23 protein-coding genes are annotated in these 22,300 nt (G+C 69.3%); 11 read left to right on the top strand and 12 right to left on the bottom strand.

The features are described from left to right. Together AXK60_RS18465 and AXK60_RS27985 are read left to right on the top strand one after the other, a co-directional pair. A partial coding sequence (locus AXK60_RS18465) for a transposase (protein ID WP_139058034.1) occupies window positions 1–441 on the top strand: 441 nt, incomplete at its 5' end. Further along, a complete protein-coding gene (locus AXK60_RS27985) occupies window positions 411–656 on the top strand; it encodes a carboxymuconolactone decarboxylase family protein (protein WP_175400071.1) in 246 nt (81 codons plus the stop codon). The genes AXK60_RS18465 and AXK60_RS27985, both read left to right, overlap by 31 nt. Window positions 657–1,013: 357 nt before the next feature. Here AXK60_RS27985 and AXK60_RS18470 read toward each other — a convergent pair whose 3' ends face one another. After that, window positions 1,014–1,661: a TetR/AcrR family transcriptional regulator gene (locus AXK60_RS18470; RefSeq protein WP_068573463.1), complete on the bottom strand. Its 648-nt coding sequence runs from the start codon at window positions 1,659–1,661 to the stop codon at window positions 1,014–1,016. 112 nt (window positions 1,662–1,773) lie between these two features. Here AXK60_RS18470 and AXK60_RS18475 point away from each other — a divergent pair, with 112 nt between their 5' ends. From AXK60_RS18475 to AXK60_RS18515, 9 genes are all read left to right on the top strand, one after another. Next, window positions 1,774–2,640: an alpha/beta fold hydrolase gene (locus AXK60_RS18475; RefSeq protein WP_068573466.1), complete on the top strand. Its 867-nt coding sequence runs from the start codon at window positions 1,774–1,776 to the stop codon at window positions 2,638–2,640. Further along, on the top strand, window positions 2,637–3,668 hold the full coding sequence (locus AXK60_RS18480) for a VOC family protein (protein WP_068573468.1): 1,032 nt from the start codon (window positions 2,637–2,639) through the stop codon (window positions 3,666–3,668). The genes AXK60_RS18475 and AXK60_RS18480 overlap by 4 nt, the downstream gene beginning before the upstream one ends. Further along, complete coding sequence (gene mhpA / locus AXK60_RS18485; RefSeq protein ID WP_068573470.1) at window positions 3,665–5,386, top strand: bifunctional 3-(3-hydroxy-phenyl)propionate/3-hydroxycinnamic acid hydroxylase MhpA; 1,722 nt, start codon at window positions 3,665–3,667, stop codon at window positions 5,384–5,386. The genes AXK60_RS18480 and mhpA overlap by 4 nt, the downstream gene beginning before the upstream one ends. Beyond that, window positions 5,383–6,174, top strand: coding sequence for a 2-keto-4-pentenoate hydratase (locus tag AXK60_RS18490; protein WP_068573471.1), 792 nt, complete (start codon window positions 5,383–5,385; stop codon window positions 6,172–6,174). The genes mhpA and AXK60_RS18490 overlap by 4 nt, the downstream gene beginning before the upstream one ends. 17 nt (window positions 6,175–6,191) lie before the next feature. Continuing rightward, window positions 6,192–7,325 carry an amidohydrolase family protein gene (locus AXK60_RS18495; protein WP_244881131.1) on the top strand — a complete coding sequence of 378 codons (1,134 nt, stop codon included), beginning with the start codon at window positions 6,192–6,194 and terminating at the stop codon, window positions 7,323–7,325. Further along, window positions 7,322–8,080: a lysophospholipid acyltransferase family protein gene (locus tag AXK60_RS18500; RefSeq protein ID WP_068573473.1), complete on the top strand. Its 759-nt coding sequence runs from the start codon at window positions 7,322–7,324 to the stop codon at window positions 8,078–8,080. Before AXK60_RS18495 ends, AXK60_RS18500 begins: the two co-directional genes overlap by 4 nt. Before the next feature lie 15 nt (window positions 8,081–8,095). After that, window positions 8,096–9,088: a hypothetical protein gene (locus AXK60_RS18505; protein ID WP_068573475.1), complete on the top strand. Its 993-nt coding sequence runs from the start codon at window positions 8,096–8,098 to the stop codon at window positions 9,086–9,088. Between the two features lie 88 nt (window positions 9,089–9,176). Continuing rightward, complete coding sequence (locus tag AXK60_RS18510) at window positions 9,177–10,208, top strand: amidohydrolase family protein (protein WP_068573477.1); 1,032 nt, start codon at window positions 9,177–9,179, stop codon at window positions 10,206–10,208. Between the two features lie 41 nt (window positions 10,209–10,249). Beyond that, window positions 10,250–10,627 carry a hypothetical protein gene (locus AXK60_RS18515; protein WP_139058035.1) on the top strand — a complete coding sequence of 126 codons (378 nt, stop codon included), beginning with the start codon at window positions 10,250–10,252 and terminating at the stop codon, window positions 10,625–10,627. Here the strand turns inward: AXK60_RS18515 and AXK60_RS18520 are convergent. The 11 genes from AXK60_RS18520 to AXK60_RS18570 all read right to left on the bottom strand — a co-directional run bounded on the left by AXK60_RS18520 (window position 10,608) and on the right by AXK60_RS18570 (window position 22,021). Beyond that, window positions 10,608–11,528: an NAD-dependent epimerase/dehydratase family protein gene (locus AXK60_RS18520; RefSeq protein WP_068573481.1), complete on the bottom strand. Its 921-nt coding sequence runs from the start codon at window positions 11,526–11,528 to the stop codon at window positions 10,608–10,610. The two genes, AXK60_RS18515 and AXK60_RS18520, sit on opposite strands and share 20 nt — an antisense overlap. An 83-nt stretch (window positions 11,529–11,611) precedes the next feature. After that, the gene (locus AXK60_RS18525) at window positions 11,612–12,157 is read right to left on the bottom strand and encodes an NAD(P)H-binding protein (RefSeq protein WP_068573482.1); all 546 of its coding nucleotides are present in this window, start codon (window positions 12,155–12,157) and stop codon (window positions 11,612–11,614) included. 32 nt (window positions 12,158–12,189) lie between these two features. Next, entirely contained in the window at window positions 12,190–13,749 is a 1,560-nt protein-coding gene (locus AXK60_RS18530; protein ID WP_068573483.1) for a class I adenylate-forming enzyme family protein, read from the bottom strand. Then, on the bottom strand, window positions 13,749–14,984 hold the full coding sequence (locus tag AXK60_RS18535; protein ID WP_068573484.1) for a thiolase family protein: 1,236 nt from the start codon (window positions 14,982–14,984) through the stop codon (window positions 13,749–13,751). Before AXK60_RS18535 ends, AXK60_RS18530 begins: the two co-directional genes overlap by 1 nt. Before the next feature lie 5 nt (window positions 14,985–14,989). Beyond that, the gene (locus AXK60_RS18540) at window positions 14,990–15,922 is read right to left on the bottom strand and encodes an MBL fold metallo-hydrolase (RefSeq protein WP_068573485.1); all 933 of its coding nucleotides are present in this window, start codon (window positions 15,920–15,922) and stop codon (window positions 14,990–14,992) included. Window positions 15,923–15,949: 27 nt separating this feature from the next. Then, a complete protein-coding gene (locus AXK60_RS18545) occupies window positions 15,950–16,918 on the bottom strand; it encodes a fumarylacetoacetate hydrolase family protein (protein ID WP_139058036.1) in 969 nt (322 codons plus the stop codon). A gap of 18 nt (window positions 16,919–16,936) precedes the next feature. Continuing rightward, window positions 16,937–17,416, bottom strand: a complete 480-nt coding sequence (locus AXK60_RS18550) for a hypothetical protein (protein ID WP_068573487.1) — start codon at window positions 17,414–17,416, stop codon at window positions 16,937–16,939. A 29-nt stretch (window positions 17,417–17,445) separates the two neighbouring features. Continuing rightward, window positions 17,446–18,369, bottom strand: a complete 924-nt coding sequence (locus tag AXK60_RS18555) for a fumarylacetoacetate hydrolase family protein (RefSeq protein ID WP_068573488.1) — start codon at window positions 18,367–18,369, stop codon at window positions 17,446–17,448. Between the two features lie 24 nt (window positions 18,370–18,393). Continuing rightward, a complete protein-coding gene (locus tag AXK60_RS18560) occupies window positions 18,394–19,701 on the bottom strand; it encodes an MFS transporter (protein ID WP_068573489.1) in 1,308 nt (435 codons plus the stop codon). 150 nt (window positions 19,702–19,851) lie between these two features. Beyond that, window positions 19,852–20,865 (bottom strand): quinone oxidoreductase family protein, encoded by a 1,014-nt coding sequence (locus AXK60_RS18565; RefSeq protein ID WP_082778117.1) that lies wholly within the window; start codon window positions 20,863–20,865, stop codon window positions 19,852–19,854. A gap of 154 nt (window positions 20,866–21,019) precedes the next feature. Next, entirely contained in the window at window positions 21,020–22,021 is a 1,002-nt protein-coding gene (locus tag AXK60_RS18570; protein WP_068573491.1) for a LysR family transcriptional regulator, read from the bottom strand. Window positions 22,022–22,300 lie beyond the last annotated feature (279 nt).

Here is a 22,300-nt window from a genome sequence, read left to right on the forward strand (position 1 = left end):
CAGGGGCGTCCGCTCGCGGTGGTCGTCACCGGCGGACAGCGCAACGACGGCGCCATGCTCACCGAGGTCCTCGCCGATATTCGGGTACCGAGATGCGGGGCTGGGCGTCCCCGCACTCGCCCGGACGCGGTCGTCGCCGACCGGGCCTACACCAGTGGCGTGAACCGGCGGATGCTCGCCGGCCGGGGTATCAAGGCAGTCATTCCGCAGAAGGTCACCGAGATCGACGCCCGCCGCCGCAAGGGCGCCGCGGGTGGTCGGCCACCGACATTCGACACCGATACCTACAAGGGCCGCAACGTAGTTGAGAGATCATTCAACGACACCAAGCAATGGCGCGGACTGGCCACCCGCTACGACAAACTCGCCATCACCTACCGGGCCGGGGTCGTGCTCCAAGCATGCTTGCGATGGTCACGACTATTGGGAGACACGCCCTAGTAACAATCGCTGCCCTGACGACGCTTGGGGACGCGGAACGCCAGCTGAAGTTCCATACTCGAGCGGCCCTCACCGCTGGTGCATCGCCCCAGGACATCGTGGACGCCGTGATCCACCTCCTCGCCTTCGCCGGGAACCCACGAGTGTTCAACGCGATGCTGGCTATCCGCCAGGTCTTTGCGGAGAGAGAACTCCTGCCCCTGCAACAGCAGTAACGCGGATTTCGACCCAGTGCACGCCTCGCACGGTCGTGTCCCCGGGGACGGTACGGCGCAATGCCCGGAGCACATCGGTTCGGGCGAACAAAACGTGCGGTCGACGTTGTCACCCAGCGACAACCCGCCGCGAGCGGACTACTGCCCGGTGAAGACGGGCGGGCGCTTCTGGAACCGCGCGACCCGCGCCTCGATCGCGTCCTGACTCGACCGCGCCCGCTCGAACATCTCGCGGTGGATCGGCAGCTCGTCGTCGTCGGCACCCTCATCGGGGCCGCCGATGCGGTTGGCCGTGCCGCGCGCGAGAGCATCTGTCGCGGACAGTTTTTCGGCCGTGTGGAAACCCTTTCGTGTGGGTCAGACGGGGACCGAGATCTCCGGGAGGGGCAGCGCGACGATGCGGTCGGCGTCGTCCTTCTCGATCCCCAGCATGAGCAGCACGTGCCGGGCGTAGTCGTCGGAGGCGCGGGCATCGTCGAGATCCGGGTGGGCGTCGAGCAGCTGGACGAGCCCGAGCAGCGCGCCGCCGGACATCATCAGCGCCATCTCGGCATCGGGCACGGTGAACCGGCCCGCCTCGATCCCGCGCCGGAGGTCGGCGAGCGCCCGGGGCCGCAGGCCGCGGTCGGTGAGCAGCACGGACATGCCCTGGTGCAGCATCACGCGCACGAGTTCGGGCAGGTGGCGCTGCATCCGGCCGAGCATGCGGAAGCTCACGGCGAACACCTCGGCCGGGTCCTCGATGCCGTCGACCACCGCGTCGCGGAGCTCGCCCCATTCGTCGAGGACGCTGGCCACGGCCTCGGTGAACAGCTCCTCCTTGGTCTCGAAATGGTTGTAGAAGCTGCCGAAGCCCACGCCGGCCTCGTCGGTGATCTCCTGCACGCTCACCGCAGCCCGCCCGTCGGCGAGCAGGCGGCGGGCGGCGCCGATCAGGGCGTTACGGGTGCGGGCCCGACGGGGATCGGGGCGCCGTGCGGGCGCGTCGGCCGTCTCGGTGGTCATCCGCGGTCTCCCTTCGGTGGGTTTCTTGGATAAATCTATCAGAAACCTCTTGGCATCGCGGATCACGTTTCTGATGATGTAGTCAGAAACGTACCGACCGAGAGGGCCACCGATGACCGCCACCACCCCCACCCGTACCGAACGCACCGTCGAGGTCGGGCGTCGTCGGATCTTCATCACCGAGGCCGGCGAGGGCGCCCCCGTGGTCCTGCTCCACGGTGGCGGCGCCGGGGCGACGGGCGCGTCGAACTACTCGCGCAACATCGACGTCCTCGCGCAGAAGTTCCGCGTGATCGTGCCGGACATGCCGGGGTACGGGCAGTCCAGCAAGGACATCGACCAGAGCGACCCGTTCGGCGACCTCGCCATGGTCCTGCGCGGCCTGCTCGACGAGCTCGGCATCGACAGGGCGCACCTCGTCGGCAACTCCTACGGCGGCGCCGCGGCCCTCCGGCTCGCGATGGACCGGCCCGACAAGGTCGACAAGCTGATCCTCATGGGCCCCGGCGGCATCGGGACCACGCGTGCGCTCCCGACCAAGGGCCTCAACTCACTGCTCGGCTACTACGGCGGCGACGGGCCGAGCAAGGAGAAGCTCAGCGAGTTCATCCGCGAGTACCTCGTCTACGACGCCTCGGCCGTGCCGGAGGAACTCATCGAGCTGCGGTATCGGGCCAGCATCCAGCCCGATGTCGTCGCGAACCCGCCGCTGCGCCGCCCGTCCGGCCCCACCGCGCTGCGCACGCTCCTGCGCATGGACTTCACCCGCGACCGCCGCCTCGCGGACGTCCAGGCACCGACCCTGGTGATCTGGGGCGCCGACGACAAGGTCAACCGCCCGGCCGGCGGGCCGATGCTCGCCAAGACCATGCCGAACTGCGACCTCTACGTCGCGGCGCGCACCGGTCACTGGGTGCAGTGGGAGCGCGCCGACCTGTTCAACGACCTCGCCGCCACCTTCCTCGGCGGCACCGAATGACCGCCGCTGCAACAGAGGTCGCGAAGCAGGGATCCGTCTTCGGCGCCGTCCACCTCGGCTACCTCGCCGTCGAGTCCCGGAAGATGCAGCAGTGGCACCGCTTCGGCGCCGACGCGATCGGCCTGCACGTCGACGAGCTCGACGCCGACACCCTCCGATTCCGGCTCGACGAGAACGAGTGCCGCTTCCTCATCCGCCGCGGCCCCGCCGAGGACCTCATGGCGATCGGCTGGCAGGTCGACGATCACGAGACCTTCGACCGGGTCATCAAGCGAGTCAGTGATCGCGGCGTTCCGATCGTCGAGGGCTCCCCCGAGGACGCCGCGCTGCGCGGCGTGGAACGATTGTGGCGCTTCCCGGGACCGAAAGGCATTGTCCAGGAGGTCTTCACGACCGGCCGGACTACCACCCAGCCGCTGCGCATGCTCACCTCCGGCTACGTGACCGGTGACTCCGGCATGGGGCACGTCGCCATCACCTCGCGGAACCCGGCGAGCATCCACCGCTACTACGGCACCGTCTTCGACTCGCGACTCTCGGACTACATCGACGAGAACGTCAACGGTCTCACGCTCAAGATCCGCTTCCTGCGGGTCAACGAGCGGCACCATTCGATCGCCGTCGCCGGCCTGCATCACCTGCCCGTCGACCCCATCCGCACCCGGGCGCAGCACGTCAACATCCAGGTCGCCGACCTCGACGACATGCTCGCCGCCTACCAGCGGGTCCGCGACCTCGGTTTCCGCATCGCGTGGACGGTGGGCCAGCACACCAACGACCGTGAGCTGTCCTTCTACTGCGTCACGCCCTCGGGGTTCGAACTCGAGGTCGGCTGGAATCCCATCGTCGTCACTCCCGAGCTCGAAGCCGCCTGGCAGCCGACGACCTACCAGGGCATCAGCATCTGGGGCCACGACACCGTCCATATGACCGACAACCTCGCCCAGGTCCGCGAAGCCCTCCGCAACCTCCGCCGCCCGGAGCGGACCGTTCCCGCCCTCAGCACACCGATCGGAATGAAGAAGTGAACGACTACGACGTCGCCGTCGTGGGCCTCGGGCCCACCGGCCTCACCCTCGCCCACCTCCTCGGCCGACGGGGCCTGTCCGTCCTCGTCCTCGAGCGCGAACCGCACTTCTACGGGAACGCTCGCGCCGTCTACACCGACGACGAGGCCCTGCGCGTCTTCCAGACCGCCGGCGTCGCCGACGAGATCCACGAGGACATGAACGTCGATTCGGCGGTCCAGTGGGTCACCTCCGACGGCGAGGTGCTCGTCCAGTTCCGCCAGCCGCAGCGCCCGCTGTGGTGGCCCGTGACGAACTTCTTCTACCAGCCCTACCTGGAGACGAAGCTGGGGGACACCCTCATCCGCTACCCGAACGTCGAGGTCCGACGGGGCCGCGAGGTGGTCGAGTTCGAGCAGGACGCCGACGGCGTGATCGTCGTTCACGCGGCCTCCACCGGCAGCGGGTACGGCAAGCAGGACAACGTGATCGATGATGCCACCCGCGAGGCGGTGCGCGCGTCGTACCTCGTCGGCGCCGACGGTGGCCGCAGCGTCATCCGCACCGGCCTCGGTATCGACATGAGCGGCAAGAGCTTCCCCGAGCGGTGGCTCGTCGTCGACCTGGCCGCCAAGGAGGGCGCGGACCCGTTCCGCCACCTCCCGTACTTCGACTTCGTCTGCGATCCGGATATGCCGACGGTGAGCTGTCCTCAGCCCGGCGGGCATCACCGGTTCGAGTTCAACCTCGCCGACGACGACCAGAAGGACGAGTTCGAGTCCGACGCGACGGTGCAGCGACTCATCGGGCAGTACGTCGACGTCGACGAGGTGACCGTGGAGCGGCGCCTCGTCTACACCTTCAACGCCGTGATCGCCGACCGCTGGCGCGAGGGCCGCATCCTGCTCGCGGGCGACGCCGCGCACATGACCCCGCAGTTCATCGGCCAGGGCATGAACGCCGGCGTTCGCGATGCGGACAACCTGTCCTGGAAGCTCCAGGCCGTCCTGCAGCACGGGGCCGATCCCGCGATCCTCGACACCTACGAGTCCGAGCGCCGGCATCACGCGAAGGCGATGATCGAGCTGTCCGTGTTCAACAAGTCGCTCGTCTCCGTCCAGAGCAGGGCCCTCGCGCGGTCGCGGGACATCGCGCTGCGCTCGGCGCTCCGCGTGCCCGCACTCGGCGCCTGGGTGCGGCGGGCCGGCATGAAGCCCAAGCCGCGGTTCCGTCGCGGCGAGTACCTCGGCCTCGACCGCAAGCCGGTCCGCGGTATCGAGGGCACCCTGCCGCCGCAGCCCGTGGTACGGCGCTACGACGGCCACCGGGTCCGGCTCGACGACGCCCTCGGCATCGGTTGGGCCGTCATCGGATTCGAGACCGACCCGCGCGAGGCGCTCGGCGCGGAGGCGCTCGTGTGGGAGCGTCTCGGCGCGAACTTCGCGACGATCTACCGCTCGGGCGCGCGGCCGCAGGGGCGGATCGGCGACGGCCGCCGCAAGGCCGGTCTCCTCGACCTCGAGGACACCGACGACCTCCTGACCTCGTGGCTGCGGCGCGCCGGGCACCGGCCCGGCACCGTCGTGGTCCTGCGACCTGACAAGTACGTCTTCGGCGCGAGCCGGGACGCCGCGGACCTGACCCGCGCACTGGTCCGGCAGGTCGCACCGTCCGGTACCGACAGCCGCACCACGACCCGCATCGACGCCACCCCCACCCAGACCGGAAGGCCCGCATGAGCGCCGACACCATCACCACCGCCGCGCGCCGACTGTTGACCGCGACAGACCTGCGCAGCCCGTGCCTGCCGATCCGCGACCTCATCGGGCCCACCGATGTCACGGCGGCGTACGCCGTGCAGCAGTTGCTCACCCAGGACCGCGTCGATCGCGGCGCCGTCGTCGTCGGCCGCAAGATCGGGCTGACCAACCCGGTCGTGCAGGCGCAGCTCGGCGTCGACCGCCCCGACTTCGGGGTGCTGTTCGACGACATGGACGTGACCGGGACGCCGATCCCGGGCTCGATGCTCCTGCAGCCCAAGGTCGAGGCGGAGATCGCCTTCGTCCTGGGCGAGGACCTCGACGGTGACCTCACGCTCGAGTCCGTCCGCCGGGCCGTCGCCCGGAGCCACGCCGCCATCGAGGTGGTCGACAGCCGAGTCGCCCAGTGGGACATCAGCTACGCCGACACCGTGGCCGACAACGCGAGCGCCGGCCTGTACGTGATCGGCGACAGGCTCCCCGACGCGATCACCCCGTCGGCGGTGACGATGACGATGACGGTCAACGGCACGATCGCCTCCACCGGATACGGCACGGACTGCCTCGGCGATCCGCTCAACGCGTTGCTGTGGCTCGCCGAGACGGCCCGCGACCTGGGCGATCCATTGCGCGCCGGGCACGTCGTTCTCTCCGGAGCCCTGGGCCCCATGGTTCCGGTCCGCCCCGGTGATCACGTCGAGGCGCGCATCGGCCTGGGCGACGAGACCCTCGCGACGGCCGTGGCCGAGTTCGCGCTCGAGCCCTGACAACCGATACACCCCCAGTGAAGACAACCCTGCCGCAGACCGGAGCCCCCTCGATGATCAACCGCCGCAACTTCTTCGCCGGCGCCGCGACGACCGTCGGCGCGGTCGCCCTCGGCGCTGCAGCCGCAGCACCCGCCGCTGCCAAGCCGGAGCCGGGCTTCGCAGCTCCCACGGGCCAGTACCGCGTGGACCTGCACGCCCACTTCTTGCCGCCGGAGTACCGGGCGGCGCTGCTCTCGCACGGGCACTTCACAATCGGCGGCTACCCGACGCCCACGTGGTCGCCCGAGGCGGACCTCGCCTTCCAGGACTACTACGGCATCTCCGCTCGCGTCCTCGCCGTATCGGACCCCGGCGTCTCCTTCCTCGCCGGTAAGGAGGCGATCGACCTCGCGCGGTACTGCAACACGTACGCGGCGGACCTGATCAAGAAGCACCCCAAGCGCTTCGGCAGTTTCGCGGTCCTGCCCCTGCCCAACCTCATCGCGTCCATCGCCGAGCTCGCGTACGCGCTCGACGTGCTCCACCTCGACGGCGTGACGCTGCTCAGTGCCTACGACGGCGTGTACCTGGGCGATCCGCGGTACGAGCCCCTGATGATGGAGCTCAACCGGCGCTCCGCGTATGTCTTCGTGCACCCGGCGGCGATCCCCGACAACGCGAAGCCGCACCTGCCGCTGCCGGACTTCCTCGCGGAGTTCACCTTCGACACCACGCGCGCGGCGACCATGATGATGATGACCGGCGTGATGGAGCGGTATCCGAACATCCGGTTCCAGCTCGCGCACGCCGGCGGCACCCTGCCCTTCCTCACGCATCGCATCGGCGTCGCCTCGCAGACGGTGCTCGGCCGTCTCGGCCTGCCGAAGATCTCGCTGCTCGACGTCAAGGCACAGGTGGCGGGCATGTACTACGACACTGCCCTCAGTGCGGCGCCCACCGCGATGAACAGCGTGCTGGCCGCGACCAGCCGCGACCACATCGTGTTCGGCAGCGACTGGCCCTTCTCGGCGCTCGTGCTGGACCAGCACGGTGACCGCGACCCCGCGCCCGGCCTCAGCGAGACCTTCACCACCGAGCAGCGTCTCGAGATCGAGCGGCACAACCCGCTGGGGCAACTGCCGCGACTGAAGGCGACGATCGGGAGATGACGGACTGGAGCGACCGCATCGCGCGGGCCTTGGAGACCTTCGTCGGCGCGTACAACCGGCACGAGACCACCATCGCGGCACCGATTCCCGACGAACCCGTGCTCTTCGTCGCCAACCACGGCTTCGGCGGTGTCTTCGACCTCAACGTGGTCGCCTTCGGGATCGGGCACCGCGAGAGCGGCGATGAGCGCCCGGTGATCGTGCTGACCCATCAGGTGGCGTGGCAACTCGGCGTCGGACGGTTCCTGGAACCCTTCGGCTCCCGGCCCGCCGGCCGCGAGACCGCGAAGGAGTCCCTCGCAGAGGGCAATCACGTCCTCGTCTTCCCCGGCGGCGATGTCGACGCCTTCAAGACCTGGAAGGACCGCAACACGGTGCTCTTCGACGGCCGCTCCGGCTTCGCCCGGCTCGCCGTGGAAGCCGGCGTCCCGATCGTGCCCGTGGTCACGAGCGGTGCGGGGGAATCCGTCGTCGTCCTCGACGACGGTGCCTGGCTCGCCAAGGCGACCGGCGTGCGGGAGCGGTTCCGCCTCAACCGCTTGCCGACCACCGTGTCCATCCCCTGGGGCGTCAACATCGGGGCGGTGGGACTGCTGCCCTACATCCCGTTGCCCACCAAGCTCCGCACCACCTTCCTGCCCGCCATGCGCCCCGAGCCCGACGAGGCCGCGGAGGACTACGCCGACCGCGTACGGGCCGCCATGCAGACCGAACTAGACCGCCAGACCCGGTACCGTCGCCCGATCATCGGGTGAGATGAGGAGAAACAGATGCGACGCATCGACAGCGACGATCGCCTGACTCGGGCCGCCCGCGCTCTCATCGCCGTCGCGGCGGCCGCCGCTCTGGCAGCCACCGCCGGCTGCGGGGCGGATGCGACGGACAGCCCCGCCGCCTCGTCCGCTGCGACGGGGACGTCCGGGGCGGCGACGTCCACGGGCGCGGCGACCTCCGCGGGGGCGGCGCACACCGTCGCCGCCGCAGAGGCGGGGGTGTCCTGGGCCCCCGCCGCGCAGGCGACGCTGCACCCGGGTGTGCAGGCCTACACGGGCGACAGCCAGTGCACGACCAACTTCGTCTTCACCGACGCCAAGGGAGAGGTGTACCTGGGCCAGGCCGCGCACTGCGGCTACACGGGCACGGACAAGCTGCCGAATGGCTGCACCGCGCAGACCGTGCCCCTGGGCACCGCCGTCGACCTGCGCACCGGTGGGTCGGTGCGGGCCGAGGGCACGACGAAGGCCACGGGCTCCCTCGCCTACTCCAGCTGGAGGACGATGCAGGAAGCGGGGGAGAAGGGCGCGGACCTGTGCGCCAACAACGATTTCGCGCTGATCCGGCTGCCGAAGAGCGCCGCCGGATCCGTCAATCCGTCGCTCCCCACCTGGGGCGGCCCGGTGGGTCTCGGGGTCGATCGGGTGCACGCGGGGGAGCGGGTCTTCGGCTACGGCGATTCGTCGCTGCGGGGTGGCGTGAACGCGCTGTCACCGCACCGCGGAACCCTGCAGTCCCCGGAGCCCGACGCCGGCGGCTGGGCGCACACGGTCATCGCCGCGCGGCCCGGGGTGCCGGGTGACAGCGGCGCCGCCTACGTGGACTCGGAGGGCTACGCGCTGGGCACGCTGTCCACCCTCAGCCTGGGGGTGCCGCCGCGCAACAGCCTCAGCGACCTCAGCCGAGAGCTGCGCTACGCCCAGGAGCACTCCGGTATCGCCGGGCTCCGGCTCGTCCTCGGCACCGAGCCCTTCCACGCCGGAGGGTAGGCGGCACCGTCCGCGATCCGGACCCGAGCCGGATCGCGGAGCCCGCCGCCGCCACCGATCCACCGTCCCGCCGAACCACGGAGATTCCATGCAGCGCATCGACGTCCACCACCACATGATTCCCGCCTCGTACCGTGAACGGCTCGCCGCCGAGGGCATCGACGCGGCCGGCGGGCGGGACCTGCCCGCGTGGTCCGCCGAGGACTCCCTCGGGGTGATGGACCGCGCGGGGATCGCCACCGCGATCCTGTCGGTCTCGACGCCGGGCACGACCTTCCTGACCGACTCCGCCGAGGCGGCGGGCCTGGCGTGCTCGCTCAACGACGAGGCGGCGGCGGTGGTCGCGGCGAACCCGGGCCGGTTCGGCTTCTTCGCCACCCTGCCGACGCCCGACGTGGCCGCCTCGGCGGCCGAGGCCCGGCGTGCCCTGGACGACCTGCACGCCGACGGCGTGGTCCTGCTCGCCAATGCCCGCGGCACGTATCTCGGTGAGCCGGGGCAGGATCAGCTCCTCAGCCTTCTCGACGAGCGGGCCGCGACGGTGTTCATCCATCCGGCGGATCTCCCGGCACCGGCCGTCGACGGGATTCCGCCCTTCGCGGCCGACTTCCTGCTCGACACCACCCGGGCCGCGTACCTGCTCGTACGCAACGGGATCCGGCGACGGTACCCCCGCATCCGGTTCATCCTCAGCCACGCAGGCGGATTCGTGCCCTACTCGTCGCACCGGATGGCCCTGACCATCGCGGGCGAGACAGGTCGGAGCCCACTGGACGTGCTCGACGACTTCTCGGGCTTCTACTTCGACACCGCGCTGTCCGCCAGCGCGGCGGCGTTGCCGAGCCTGGTGGCCTTCGCGGACCCCGGCCACGTCCTGTTCGGCAGCGACTGGCCCTTCGCGCCCGAGGTGGCCGTGCAGTACTTCGCCGCCGGACTCGACACCTACACCGCGGGTGATGCGGAGCTCGCTCGCCGGATCGAGCGGGAGAACGCCCTCGCGCTGTTCCCGCGCCTGGGGAAGGGAGCACCGGCCCCGGCACCGTCGCTCCCCGATCGCGTGCGCGGGGCGGTCACCCGCTCCGTGCTGCGGGGAATGACCCGCCTGATGGCCGACGCCTGACGCCGTTGCCAGGCCACGAATCGGCCGACTACGACAACACGATGACTCCCTCGACGACCCCGGAGCTGCTGCGCGGGCTACGGATCGCGATCACGCTACTGCTGGCGCTGATCCTGGTGGCGCTCAGTGCTGCCGGCCTGCTCACGCCGCCCTCGGTGCAACGCTACCGGCGCACTCTGCGGGGCGTGACCACGACGATGCTCAACGATCTCGACCGAGACCTCGCCGCCTACGACGGGCCGGTCCCCGTCGAGCTCCGGGAGGCGCACCATGCCGCCCACGAGGCGCACCGGGTTGCGGGCCGTCGGGGCACACAGCGGAACGTCGAGCGGGCGCTGACCGCGGCGTTCGCGGCCCGAGACGTCTACGACGACGTGGTGAGCGGGACCGGCGTCGCAGTCAGGACAGGATCTGCGTGATGCCCTCGCGGTAGGTGGTGACCCGGAAATCGGGGAACCGGGCCGTGAACTTCGAGGTGTCGAAGATGTTGTCCTTGCCGTAGCGGGGCATGAGTTCCGAGGCCTCCTTGGCCTTCTCGCTGAACAGGCCGGCCAGCGTGAACACGAACAGCGGGATCGTGCTGAACGGGATCTTCCGGCCGGCGACCTCGGAGGCGATCGCGATCATCTCGCGATAGGTGAGGCGGTTCTGGTCGATCGGCAGGTGCCAGGTCTGACCGTAGGCGTCGGGGGTGTTGCCGATCAGGCCCATCGCTCGGCTGGCGTCGGGCGTCCAGATCAGGCTGCGCTTGGTGTCGGCGCTCACGGGGACCAGGGGCCGCTCGCCCTTCGTGATCCGGTCGAAGACGGTGGTGTTGGTCAGGCCCTGGGTCTTGCCCGGGCCGTAGAACTCGGGGGCACGCACGATCACGGCCTCGATGCGACCGGCGCCCATCTCCTCCTGCAGCCGGGTCGCGATCTGCGCGCGCACGGCCGCCTTCCGCCCGCGCGGCTCGAAGGGCGTCCTGCCCTCGACCTGCGGGACCGCCGTCCGCGGGTACATGTAGGTGTTGTCGAAGAAGACCAGCTTCGCGCCGTGCCTGCGGACGGCGGCGATGGTGTTCTCCATCATCGGTGGGAAGCGCTCCTCCCACATCGCCGAGTCCATCGGCAGACCGACCGTGAGGTAGACGATGTCGCTGCCCGCGACGGCGCGGTCGGTGGCCTCGGCGTCCATCAGGTCGGCCTTGACCAGTTCGTCCGTCTCGTTGACCTTCTCGGGATTGCGCCCGACCAGCCGGATGTCCTGGGTGACGTTCTCGTGCAGGTAACGCGCCAGCTCCTCGCCGATCTGCCCGTTCGCGCCCAGAATCGTCTGCATGATGTCCCTCACTCGTCGATGTATGCACTGCTTACACGAACGACTGTAGCCCGGCGTGTAAGCAGTGTCAACATCGAGCCGGGTCAGGCGGCCCAGGCGCGCACCAGGCGGTCAATGAGCAGCTGCGCGACGACCTCGACGCTGATCGGCGGGAGCGCGTGGAGCGCGCCGGACCGCACGGCCTTCGCGAGGTCGTCGTCCCGGTCGGCCCCGTAGACGACGGTGGCGTCGACGTTCGCGACGCGCACCGCTCCGGCGCGGAGGAACTCCAGCTCGGCCTTCTTCATGGCGACGAAGTCCTCGAAACCGGGGAGCTCGACGGCGCCAATGCCGACGTTGCCGACGGCCTGCGCGCCGTGCTTCTCGGCGTAGCCGCGGATGTTCTCCAGGACCTCGTTCGAGCCGTAGGTGAAGGTGACGACGTAGTCGGCTGAGGCCGGGAGGGCGCTCTCGAAGGCCGCCGCGTCGGCGGCATCCACCTGCACGTGCTGCACACGCGGGTCCTCGATCTCGTGCCGGTCCTCCCGGCTGGTCACGATGAGCTGCACCGCGGGGTCGCGCTGCAGCCACTGACGGGTCACCTCGCGCCCGATGTAGCCGTTGCCTCCGACGAGAATCGCTGTGGTCATGATGATGTCCTTCCTTCTTCGGATACGTGTTGTCAGATCTTGGTGTCCGCGCCGGACCAGTAGTCCTCGCGCAGAGCGCGTTTGAGCACCTTGCCGGTGCCACTGCGCGGCAGGCTCGGGACGATGTCGATCCGCTTGGGCGTCCGGACGCTGCCCAGTGCCTCTTTGACCAGGGCGATGAGTTCGGCCCCGTCGACCTGCTGGCCCGGGGAGAGCTCGACGACGGCGATCACCTTCTCGCCCCAATCTGGATCGGGGACGCCGATCACGGCGCAGTCCGCCACCGCGGGATGGCCCCAGATCACCTGCTCGATCTCGCTCGGGTACACGTTGAAGCCGCCCGAGATGATCATGTCCTTGGTCCGGTCGGTGATGTAGAGGTAGCCGTCCTCGTCCAAGTGGCCGACGTCGCCGGTGTGCAGCCAGCCGTCGACGATCGTCTCGGCGGTCTTGTCCGGCTGCTTGTAGTAGCCCTTCATCACGAGATCGCCGCGCACGCAGATCTCGCCGCTCTCGCCCACGGACACCGCGGCATCGTTCCGGTCGCGGATCTCGACGGAGATCAGCGGGTAGGGCCGGCCGCAGGAGTCGAGTCGGCTGTCGGGCACCATGATCCCGTTCTTGACCCGCTCGTCGGGCCGCGCGTAGGCGATGGCCGCGAAGGCCTCGGTCTGCCCGTACGCCGCCATCATCACGGGGCCGAACACCTCGATCGCGCGCTTGAGCTTCTCCACCGACATCGGCGCCGCGCCGTGCACGAAGTACCGCAGCGAGGAGAAGTCGCAGTCGCGTCCGGCCACCCAGTCGAGCATCCGGTAGATCACCGTCGGCGGCAGGAACAGGTCCGTCACGTGGTGCTCCTCGATCGCCGCGACCACGGAGGCCGGGTCCGGCCGCTCGATGATGACGACGGTGCCGCCCCGCACCATGGTGGGCAGGGTGACGATGCCGGCGGAGTGCGTCAGCGGAGCCGCCGCGAGGTTCACGACGTGCTCGTCGTCGCCGTACTCGAACGCCATGAGCAGGTGCGCGCACGTGTTCGCCAGGGTGCGATGCGTGTTCATCACGCCCTTGGGCAGGCCCGTGGTGCCGCCGGTGGGCGAGATCATCACCACGTCGTCCATGTCGTAGGGCACCGTCGGGCGGGTCGACGGTGCGCCGTCGATCCAGTTCTCGAGCGAGGTGTAGGCCCCGTCGAGGTCGGAGTCGATGCAGATCACCAGGCTCACCTGCGGCAGAGCCGCGCAGAGTTCCTCGGCCTCGGTGCGCATCGAGCTGTGGAAGAACAGTGCCTCGCAATCGAACTGGCGCATGAGCTGCGCCGAGGTGCTCGCCGGCTCGCCCGGATGCAGCGGCACCCAGGTGCGGCCGGCCCGCCAGATGCCGAGCACGCACATCCAGCCGACGGGGTCGTTGGGGGAGAGCACCGCGGCGTTGCCGGTGAGCGCGACCTTCTCGCCGAGCAGCGCGTGGGCGATCCGGCAGGTCAGCTCACCGGCCTCCTGGTACGTCCACCGTCGATCGCCCAGGACGAAGGCGTCACCGCCGGCGTTGCGGGCCCAGCCCTGGTCGAAGTAGTCGATGATCGCCATCAGGGTGCCTTGAGGATCGTGACCACGGCGACGGCCTCCTCGCCGGTGCCGAACGGGCTGAAGCCTCCGCCGTTCTCGGCGAGGGCGATCCGCGCACCGTCGACCTGCCGGGCCCCGGCCTCGCCGCGCAGCTGCGTGACGAGCTCGAAGATCTGGCCGAGCCCGGTCGCCGCCAGTGGATGGCCCTTGGACTCGAGCCCACCGGAGGTGTTGATCGGGATGCGGCCGCCGAGGGTCGTCTCCCCGGCCTCGGCGGCCGCGCCGCCCCCGCCGGGCTCGAAGAAGCCGAGGTGCTCGCTGATCGCGAGCTCGCCGAACGCCGTGGCGTCGTGCACCTCCGCGACGTCCACGTCGCTCGGCGCGATACCCGCGCGCTCGTAGGCGCGCTCGCCGGCGAGCCGCGTGACGTGCTTCGAGTAGTCGGCCGTCTCGCGTTCGACGCTCGTACCGGCGACGGACGCGAGCACCCGGACGTTCCTGTTCCCGGCGATCCGCGCGGCGACCTCCGCGGTGCAGACGATCGCCGCGGCCGCGCCGTCCGTGAGCGGCGAGCACATGGGGACGGTCAGCGGGTAGGCGAGTGCTCGCGCCGAGAGGATCTCCTCGACGCTCATGGCCTTGCGGTAGTGCGACAGGGGGTTGTTCACCGAGTGACCGTGATTCTTCGACGAGACCGCGGCGATCTGCTCCTGCGTGGTGCCGAAGGTCGTCATGTGATTGCGTGCCATCGCGGCATAGATGTCCATGAAGATGCTGCGCTGCCCGGCGTCGCTGGTGTCGACCTCGCCGCCGAGCGCGTCCAGAGTGCGCTGCAGCGCAGCGGGATCGGACAGGTCGTAGGCACCGTCGAAGACGCTCATCGTCTTCGCTTTGTCGCCGGTGTTCATCTTCTCGGCGCCCACCGCGAGCGCGACGGAGGCCTCGCCCGCCCGCACGCTGGTGATCGCGAGATTGAGCGCGGACGAACCGCTCGCGCAGGCGTTCTCGACGTTGAAGATCGGGATGCGCTCGAAACCGACGCCGCGGAGCGCGATCTGACCGGCGATCATCGCCTGCCCCTCCAGCGGTCCCTGGGTGGTGTTGCCGAAGTAGGCGGCTTCCACCTCGGCCGGCGTGATGCCGGCGTCGGCGAGCGCCTCGCGGACCGCGCGTGCGGTCAGGGTCGGCACGGTCTCGGAGGCGTGCACGCCGAAGGGCGTCATGCCGACGCCGATGATGAAGACGTCCTGGCTCATGGAACTCACTCCTGGGTACTGACGGGGCCGAGTGCGGCCGAGAGGGAATCGGTGGGATGGCGGTGCACGGCCTCGGACATGCGCTCGGCGCCGATCGCCTGGAGCGCACCCGCGCCGAAGGTCAGCAGGCCCGGCGGAATGTCGTCGCGGCCGAGGAAGGTCTTGCCGCCGAGGATCTTCGCGACGTCGAAGACGCCGCCCTGCGCGACGATCTGATCCGGGGTCAGGCCCTCGCGATCCCGCTCGCGCGCGGTGTCCAGCGCGCCGAGCAGAGCCAGCCGCCACTCGTGCAGGTCCTCGCGACGCATCGGGTCCATGTGACCCTGCACGTACCAGTCGACGTCCAGCGTCTCCAACAGCGCGATCGTGGTCAGCCACGCGACGGGGTCACCGGACTGGATGGCAGGGGTCGCACCGAGATCGGCGATGAAGGCGACGCGATCGTCGATCGCGTGCACGACCGTCGAACCCATGGTGTGCCCCGGGGCCTCGAACAGCGTGAACCGCTTGCCACCCAGCTCCAGATTGAGGCGCCCGCGGTACGTCAGCGTCGGGTAGGCCATGCGGTAGCCGTCGATGACGGCACTGTCGACATCCGGGTAGGCACCCCAGGTGCGCATGGCCTCCCGGGCCACCTCGTCGGTATCCATGACGCCACGCGTCGTCTCGGACGACACCAGGACCTCCGGCTGCAGGTAGGGCGCGGAGATGGTGTGGTCGGAGTGGTGCTCGCAGTACACCTGGTACCGCAGTGGCCCCTTCGCGTCGATGAACTCCTTCCAGGGTGCGCAGATGTTCGGCGACATGGGGCCGTCGATCGCGATGCAGCCCTCGTCCGTGACGACGAGGCCGCTGTACGGGTAGGTGCCGAAGACGTAGACCTCGTCGGTGAGGCGGATGAGGCGGGGGTCGTCCTCGAGTGCGAGTTGAGTGGACATGGTGGTACTTCTTTCGGGGTGAGTGTTTCAGGCTTGCGGGACGACGTAGTGGGAGAGCTTTCCGATGCCCTCGATCTCGAGCTCGACGAACGCGGGCCGGGGGAGCCGTTTGCCGAGCTCGAAGCTGGAGCCGTCGGGGACGGTGCCCGTGCCCCAGACCTCGCCGGCCTTGATGCCGCCGTTGCGGCTGAAGGCGACGACGGCGTCCTCGAAGGAGTGGATCATCCGTGCGGAACTGCCTGCGCCCCAAACCTCCCCGTTCACGCGGACCGTCATCGCGAGGTTCCGGGGATCGGGGATCTCGTCCTTGGTGACCACGCACGGCCCGAAGGAGTTGGAGTCCGGGAAGTCCTTGGCGTCGCCGTGGACCTCGCCGCTGCGCCGCATGTTCGCCGCCTGGATGTCGCGCAGCGTCCAGTCGTTGTAGACGGTGTAGCCGAAGACGTGGTCCGCGGCGTTCTCCGGCGCGATGTCCGTGCCGGCCTTCCCGATCACCACCGCGAGCTCGAGTTCGTAGTCCATCCACGCGCTCTCGGCCGGCCAGGTGAGCACGGCGCCCGGCGCGCAGGCGGTGGCCGGGTCGCGGTCGACGAAGAGCGGGGGCACCGCAGGGTCGTAGTGCGGGGCGAAGATCGGGTCGAAGGCGGTGTAGAGCTCCATCGCCGACGGTGCGTCGGTGTTCGCCGCGAGCCACTGCGCGCTCTTGAGCATGCTCGGGCGCAGGTGCGCCACGATCAGCCCGCAGTCGCGCAGGCGGCGCGGCCGGAACGGCGAGAGCAGGGTGACGGTGCCCTGCTCGACGAGGAAGGCACCGTCGAGCTTCAGGAATGCCTCCCAGGCCTTCTCGAGAGCGGGCGCGCCGGCGTCGATGAACGCGAGCATGGACCCGAACGCGGGGTCCTCGGGGAATCGCGCCGTGAGGTCGGTGTAGGTGGAGCCGTCCCGGTTGTCCAGGCCGAGTCGCGGGGCGGGGTCGCCCTGCCGGTGGAAGGTCACGACCTTCACGGTGATCCCTCACTTCCGGTCGGTGCCGGCGGCGAGGTCCGCGAGCTCGGGCATGGCGTAGTCGGGACCGAAGCGGGCCGCCGGGAAGTCCAGCGTCAGCCCGTGTTCCGCGCGGTCGAACGCGCCCTCGCGCATGACGGCGAGGAACTCGTTCATGGCCGCCTCGGTGTCCTCGGCGTCGGTGAACTGCAACGGGAGCACGGAGACGAGGGCGTTGTTCTCGGCCATCGCAGCGTCGACCGCGCGGTGCTTGTCCCACAGCATCCAGCGGCGCATGGCTTCGGCGTCGCGCACGGCGTAGAGCGCCGCATCGTCCCAGCGGACGCCGCCGACCTCCGTGCCGAAGAACTTCAGCCGACTGTGGAACCAGAGGATGTCGCCGGTGTCGATCATCTCCTCCTGGAGCGCGGCCTCCAGGGCCTCGGACTCCTTCTGCGCCGGAATCGGGGCGCCCTCCACGTACTTGAAAACGGTGAGTACAACGATCATGATCTTCTTTCCTGTTCGGTGTTGGTGTTTCAGTGGCCGGAGCTGAGGGGGTGGCGGGGAAGCGGGGATCCGACGGTGATGTCCATGCGGCCGATGAGGTCGACCTCGAAGGTGACCACGTCGCCGGGCCGGAGCCAGCCGCGGAAACCCTCGGGGTCGAGGGCGCGCTGCTCGAGCAGGCAACCCTTGCCGACGGTGCCGGAGCCGATCACCGCGCCCGTCCGCAGCGAGGTGCCGCGGGAGGTGAAGGCGACGACATCGTCGAAAGTCCAATTGATCGACGACCAGTTGCCGCTGCTGATCGGCTCGCCGTTGATCGCGACGCGCATACCGATGTCGTGGCCCTTGCCCGCGCGCAGCGGGGCGAACTCGTCCGCCGTCACGAGGACCGGGCCGAGGGTGGTGGCACCGTCCTTGCCCTTGGCCGGGCCGAGCCGGAGCTGCATCTCCTCGAACTGGAGATCCCGTGCGCTCCAGTCGATGTAGGTGGTGTAGCCGATGATGTGCTCGGCCGCCTCGTTCGGAGCGATGTTGGTGCCGGGCCGGCCGATCACCGTCGCCACCTCGAGCTCGTAGTCGAACTGCTCGCAGCCGGGGGAGACGCGGGCCTCGTCGTTCGGGCCGATCACCGCGTCGTGGTTGGTGACGTAGAAGCACGGGAACTCGTGGTGCAACGGATCGACCTCGCCCATGCAGTTGACGATGTGCTCGTGGAAGCTCATCGTGTCGCGCATCGACGGGGGCTGCAGCGGCGCCTCGAGTCGGACCGAGGCGAGCGGAACGGGAGAAGCGGTCTCGCGGGCGGTACGACCGTGCAGCAGAAGCTGATCCAGCCCGTCGCCGATCAGATCGAGCACGCTCGACGCGCCGGATACGGGATACAACATCTCGCCGTCGAGCACCGCGGCACGGGTGGCCCCACCCGGGACGTCGGAGTAGGTCGCGAACTTCATGGCGTCGCCTTTCGGAGAAGTGGATCAGGCCACGGGAGCGATGCCGACGGTGCCGATCGGCGTACCGTCGGACCGCCCGACGGGGGCCGGGGGCCCGGAAGTTGTCGGGAGGTAGGGGATACGGGCCATGCGCAGCAGCAACAGGCTCGCGACGCCGAGGAGGGCGGCTCCCGCCACGAGTGCGGGCGTGTAGCTGCCGGTGCCGTCCTTGACCAGGCCGTACAGGATGGGCGAGACGGCGGTGGTGAGCAGGATCGTGGACCAGAGCATTCCGTACACCCGCCCGTAGGAGGCGAACCCGAAGTACTTCGAGGCGAAGTAGCCGAGCATGTCGATCTCCGCACCGCTCACCAGCCCGATGGCGATCGCGCCGAAGACCGATCCGGCTGTGCCACTGAAGGCGAAGACCAGGACCGAGGCGGCGCCGAGGCCCATGATGATCGCGCACACCCGCTGGGCGGGGAAGGCGTCCAGCAGGTACCCCGAGATCACGCGGGTCACGGTGAGCGCGATGCCCATCGAGCTCGCGTACCAGGCCACCCACTGTGCCGAGAGGCCGGCATCGCCGAGCATCGCCAGGAAATGCATCTGCAGTCCTGCGAACGAGAGCGTGACGAGCGGGAAGATGACGAGCAGCATCCGGAACGGACGGCTCGCGATCGCCTGGCGCACCGTCATCCCGACGGTGGCGAGGTCGGGGCCGGGGGAGAACGCCGCGGCCGCGTCGGCGACCCCCGGCTTCCGCTCGCCCTTGCGGAGGAGCCCGAAGACGATGGGCGCCGCGACGACGGCGACGAGCGCCAGAGCCCGGAACCCGGAGCGCCAGCCGTCGGCGGCGACGAGCGGAACGATGTACAGCGGCAGCAGGACCCCGGAGACCCCGTTGCCGATCATCGCCAGGCCCAATGCCTTACCGCGGTTGCCCGGGAAGGCGATGCTGACGGCGCGGGCGAAGGGAACCGCCGACGCGCCGGCGGCGATGACGGTGGTCACGGCGAACAGGGCCAGGTACAGACCGAGGTTGTTGCCGACGAGGCTGAGCGCAACCCACCCGCCCGCCATCAGCACCATCGAGCCGCCGGCGATCCACGACGTCCGATACCGGTCGACGAGGACGCCGACGAGCGGCGCCATCCCCGCGAGCACCACGCCGAGCACCACCGACGACAGGGAGAGTTCCGTGCGGGTCCAACCGAAGTCGGCCTGGATGGAGCGCATGAACATGGCTCCGGCCGCGGCGGCCAGCGGGATGATGCCGCAGCCGCCGCCGATGATCGACCCGAGCAGGACGTTCCAGTTTCGCGAGAGCTCCTCGCCGAACGATGTGGACATTTCAGGTGCCTTTCGCACCCGGACCGCCGAGGACGGCACCGGGTGGTGATGGGTGGGGAAGAGGAAGGGGCTAATCGTCGAAGAGGGCGACGGCCCGGGTGATGTCGTTGCGGAGATCGACGGAGATGTCCACGAAGCGGCGCACGGTGATCAGTCCCGCGCGACCTTGAGCACGACCTTGCCGACGGTCTTGCCGTTCTCGATGGCGGTCTCGGCGGCGGCGGCCTCTTCCAGCGGCCAGGTCATGGACTCGTTGAGCTCCTCATGGGCGAGCCAGTCGTTGAGGAAGGTCAGAGACTCCTCCCATTCCGGCTGACCGAACCAGGCGACGATCGAGAAGGGCATGATCGTGATGCCGTCGTAGTTGATCTGGTGCGTGTCGATCGTGGCGCCGCGGTCCGCCGCCTGGCGGCCGAACAGCAGCCAGCGGCCGCGCTTGCGGATCACCTTCATGTCGCCCTCGATCGTCGGGCCGGAGACGCCGTTGATCGACAGGTCCACGCCCTGGCCCGCCTGCGCGGCGTTCGAGTAGCCCGTCGCCTTGGTGCCCGCGATGCGGGTCACCTCCTCGACGTAGTCCTGAGTGAGCCGGTTGATCACGTGATCGCAGCCGGCGGCGCGGAGCTTTGCGGCCTTCTCCTCCGAGCTGCAGACGCCGATCACCGTCACGTTCTGGAAGCGGCGCTTGAGGATCTGGAGTACCAGGAAGCCGACGCCGCCGGAGGCCGCATGCAGCAGCACGGTCTCGCCCTCCTGCACCTTGGCCCAGGGGTAGACGATCATGTACGCGACGCGCAGGTTGAGGAAGTAGGCCAGCGCCTTGTCGAGGGCGACGTCGTCGTCGATCTTGGCGAGAAGGTGCTGCGGAGCCACCGCGTACTCGGCGTAGCCGCCCTCGTCGACCATGCTGACCACGCGGTCGCCCACGGCGTACCCCGTGACGCCCTCGCCGATCTCGTCGACGGTGCCGGCGACCTCAAGACCCACGATGAACGGGGGATCGGGGCGCACGAGGGTGCCCCGCCGGTTCATCACGTCGCCCCAGCGGACGCCGGAGTACTCGACCTTGATCCGGACCTCGCCGGGGCCCGCGGAGGGCTCCGGAACGTCGACGAGCCGGTAGTTCTCGACGGGGCCGTACTCGTCCAATTGAATTGCGCGCATGGCGAACTCCTACCTGAGAAGGGGGTCGAACCGCGGAGCCGGGGCATCGGGTGGATGCGTTCGGGCGGTCGATCTCCTTCGACGGTAGTGGTGTGGATCACACAAGTGTTATCGATGCATATCGATATAGTGCATCGATGACGTTGATACTTCGTCAGAGAGCGGCTGCGGACTCCCGGAACTGCCTGCGTAGCCACTGGTGCGCAGGGCTTTCGTCCTGGCGAGGGAGCCAGTGCATCGTGGCGGTGATGGGGTCCAGGGCAACGGGCGGCTCGAGTAGCCGTAGTCGAGCCTGCTCGGTGAGGCTGATCCCGAGGTGCTCATGGACCAGTGTGAACATCGGTGTGTCGCGGAGCATGATGAGTGCGGAGACGAAGCCGTGCGCGGAGACGTCGATCGGGCGGTCGATGCCGAGCGCGCGGAGCTGGCGCTGCGCGGTCGTCTCGAGCGCGGGCCCGCCGGAGAAGGCGACGTACGGCAGGGTTTGGAACTGCTCCAGGGTGAGTCGGTCACCCACTTCGGGGTTCGCGGAATCCACGGCGCACATGACACGGTCGGTGAACAGATCCTCACTGCGCAGAGTGACCTCGGAGCGCTGCGACTCGCGGGGCACGATGCACAGGTCGAACAGACCCTGTCGAAGCACGTCGGCGTAGTCCGCGTCGACCTGGCGCGCATGGATGCGCACGCCCGGAGCCTCGCGCCGGAGCGCGGCGAGGAGGGGGCGGAGCAGCAGGACGAGGAAGTAGTCGCTCGTGAGGACTGTGAAGGTCCGCTCGTCCTTCGCCGGGTCGAAGCCGGACCGCTGGCCGAGAGCGCTCTCCATGAGTGCCAGGGCTTGTCGCACCGGACCGATGAGCGACTCCGCGACGGGGGTCGGCACCAGCGTTCGGCCCTCCCGCACCAGCAGGCGATCGTCGAACAGCCGGCGCAGCCGCGCCAGCGCGGCGCTCATCGCCGGTTGGCCCAGCTGCATGCGCGCCGCCGCCCGGGTGACACTGCGTTCGGACATGAGGACGTCGAACGCGACGAGCAGGTTCAGATCGACCCGCTGTAGATCACGCTCCGTCACGTTCCGCTCCTCGTGGTCGGCGTTCACGTTCATCATGCCGCGCGTGAAGGATCGCACGAAGGCCGTCGGCGCGGGTCCGATCACGCGGACGGCGGTTCGTGCGTGATCGCATCGACCGGACAATGGATGCACCGGAATGGTCGCGAGAAATGGCACGGAAACGGGCGGAATGGGTTGCTGGTACTGAATCCGTTTCCGCGGAGACTTCGAGTGCGTTTATTGTTCCGCGAAGATAACGAACAAGATTGTGGACGTCGTCGGCGATCTTTGCTCCGTTATCGATTCCGTCGAGCGACCGGCGGGAGTACCGCGGACCGTCGGATCCGATGGCGAGCCATCGGACCGAACAGCCCTCACGGAAGG

The organism is Tsukamurella pseudospumae, from assembly GCF_001575195.1.
GTDB lineage: Bacteria > Actinomycetota > Actinomycetes > Mycobacteriales > Mycobacteriaceae > Tsukamurella > Tsukamurella pseudospumae.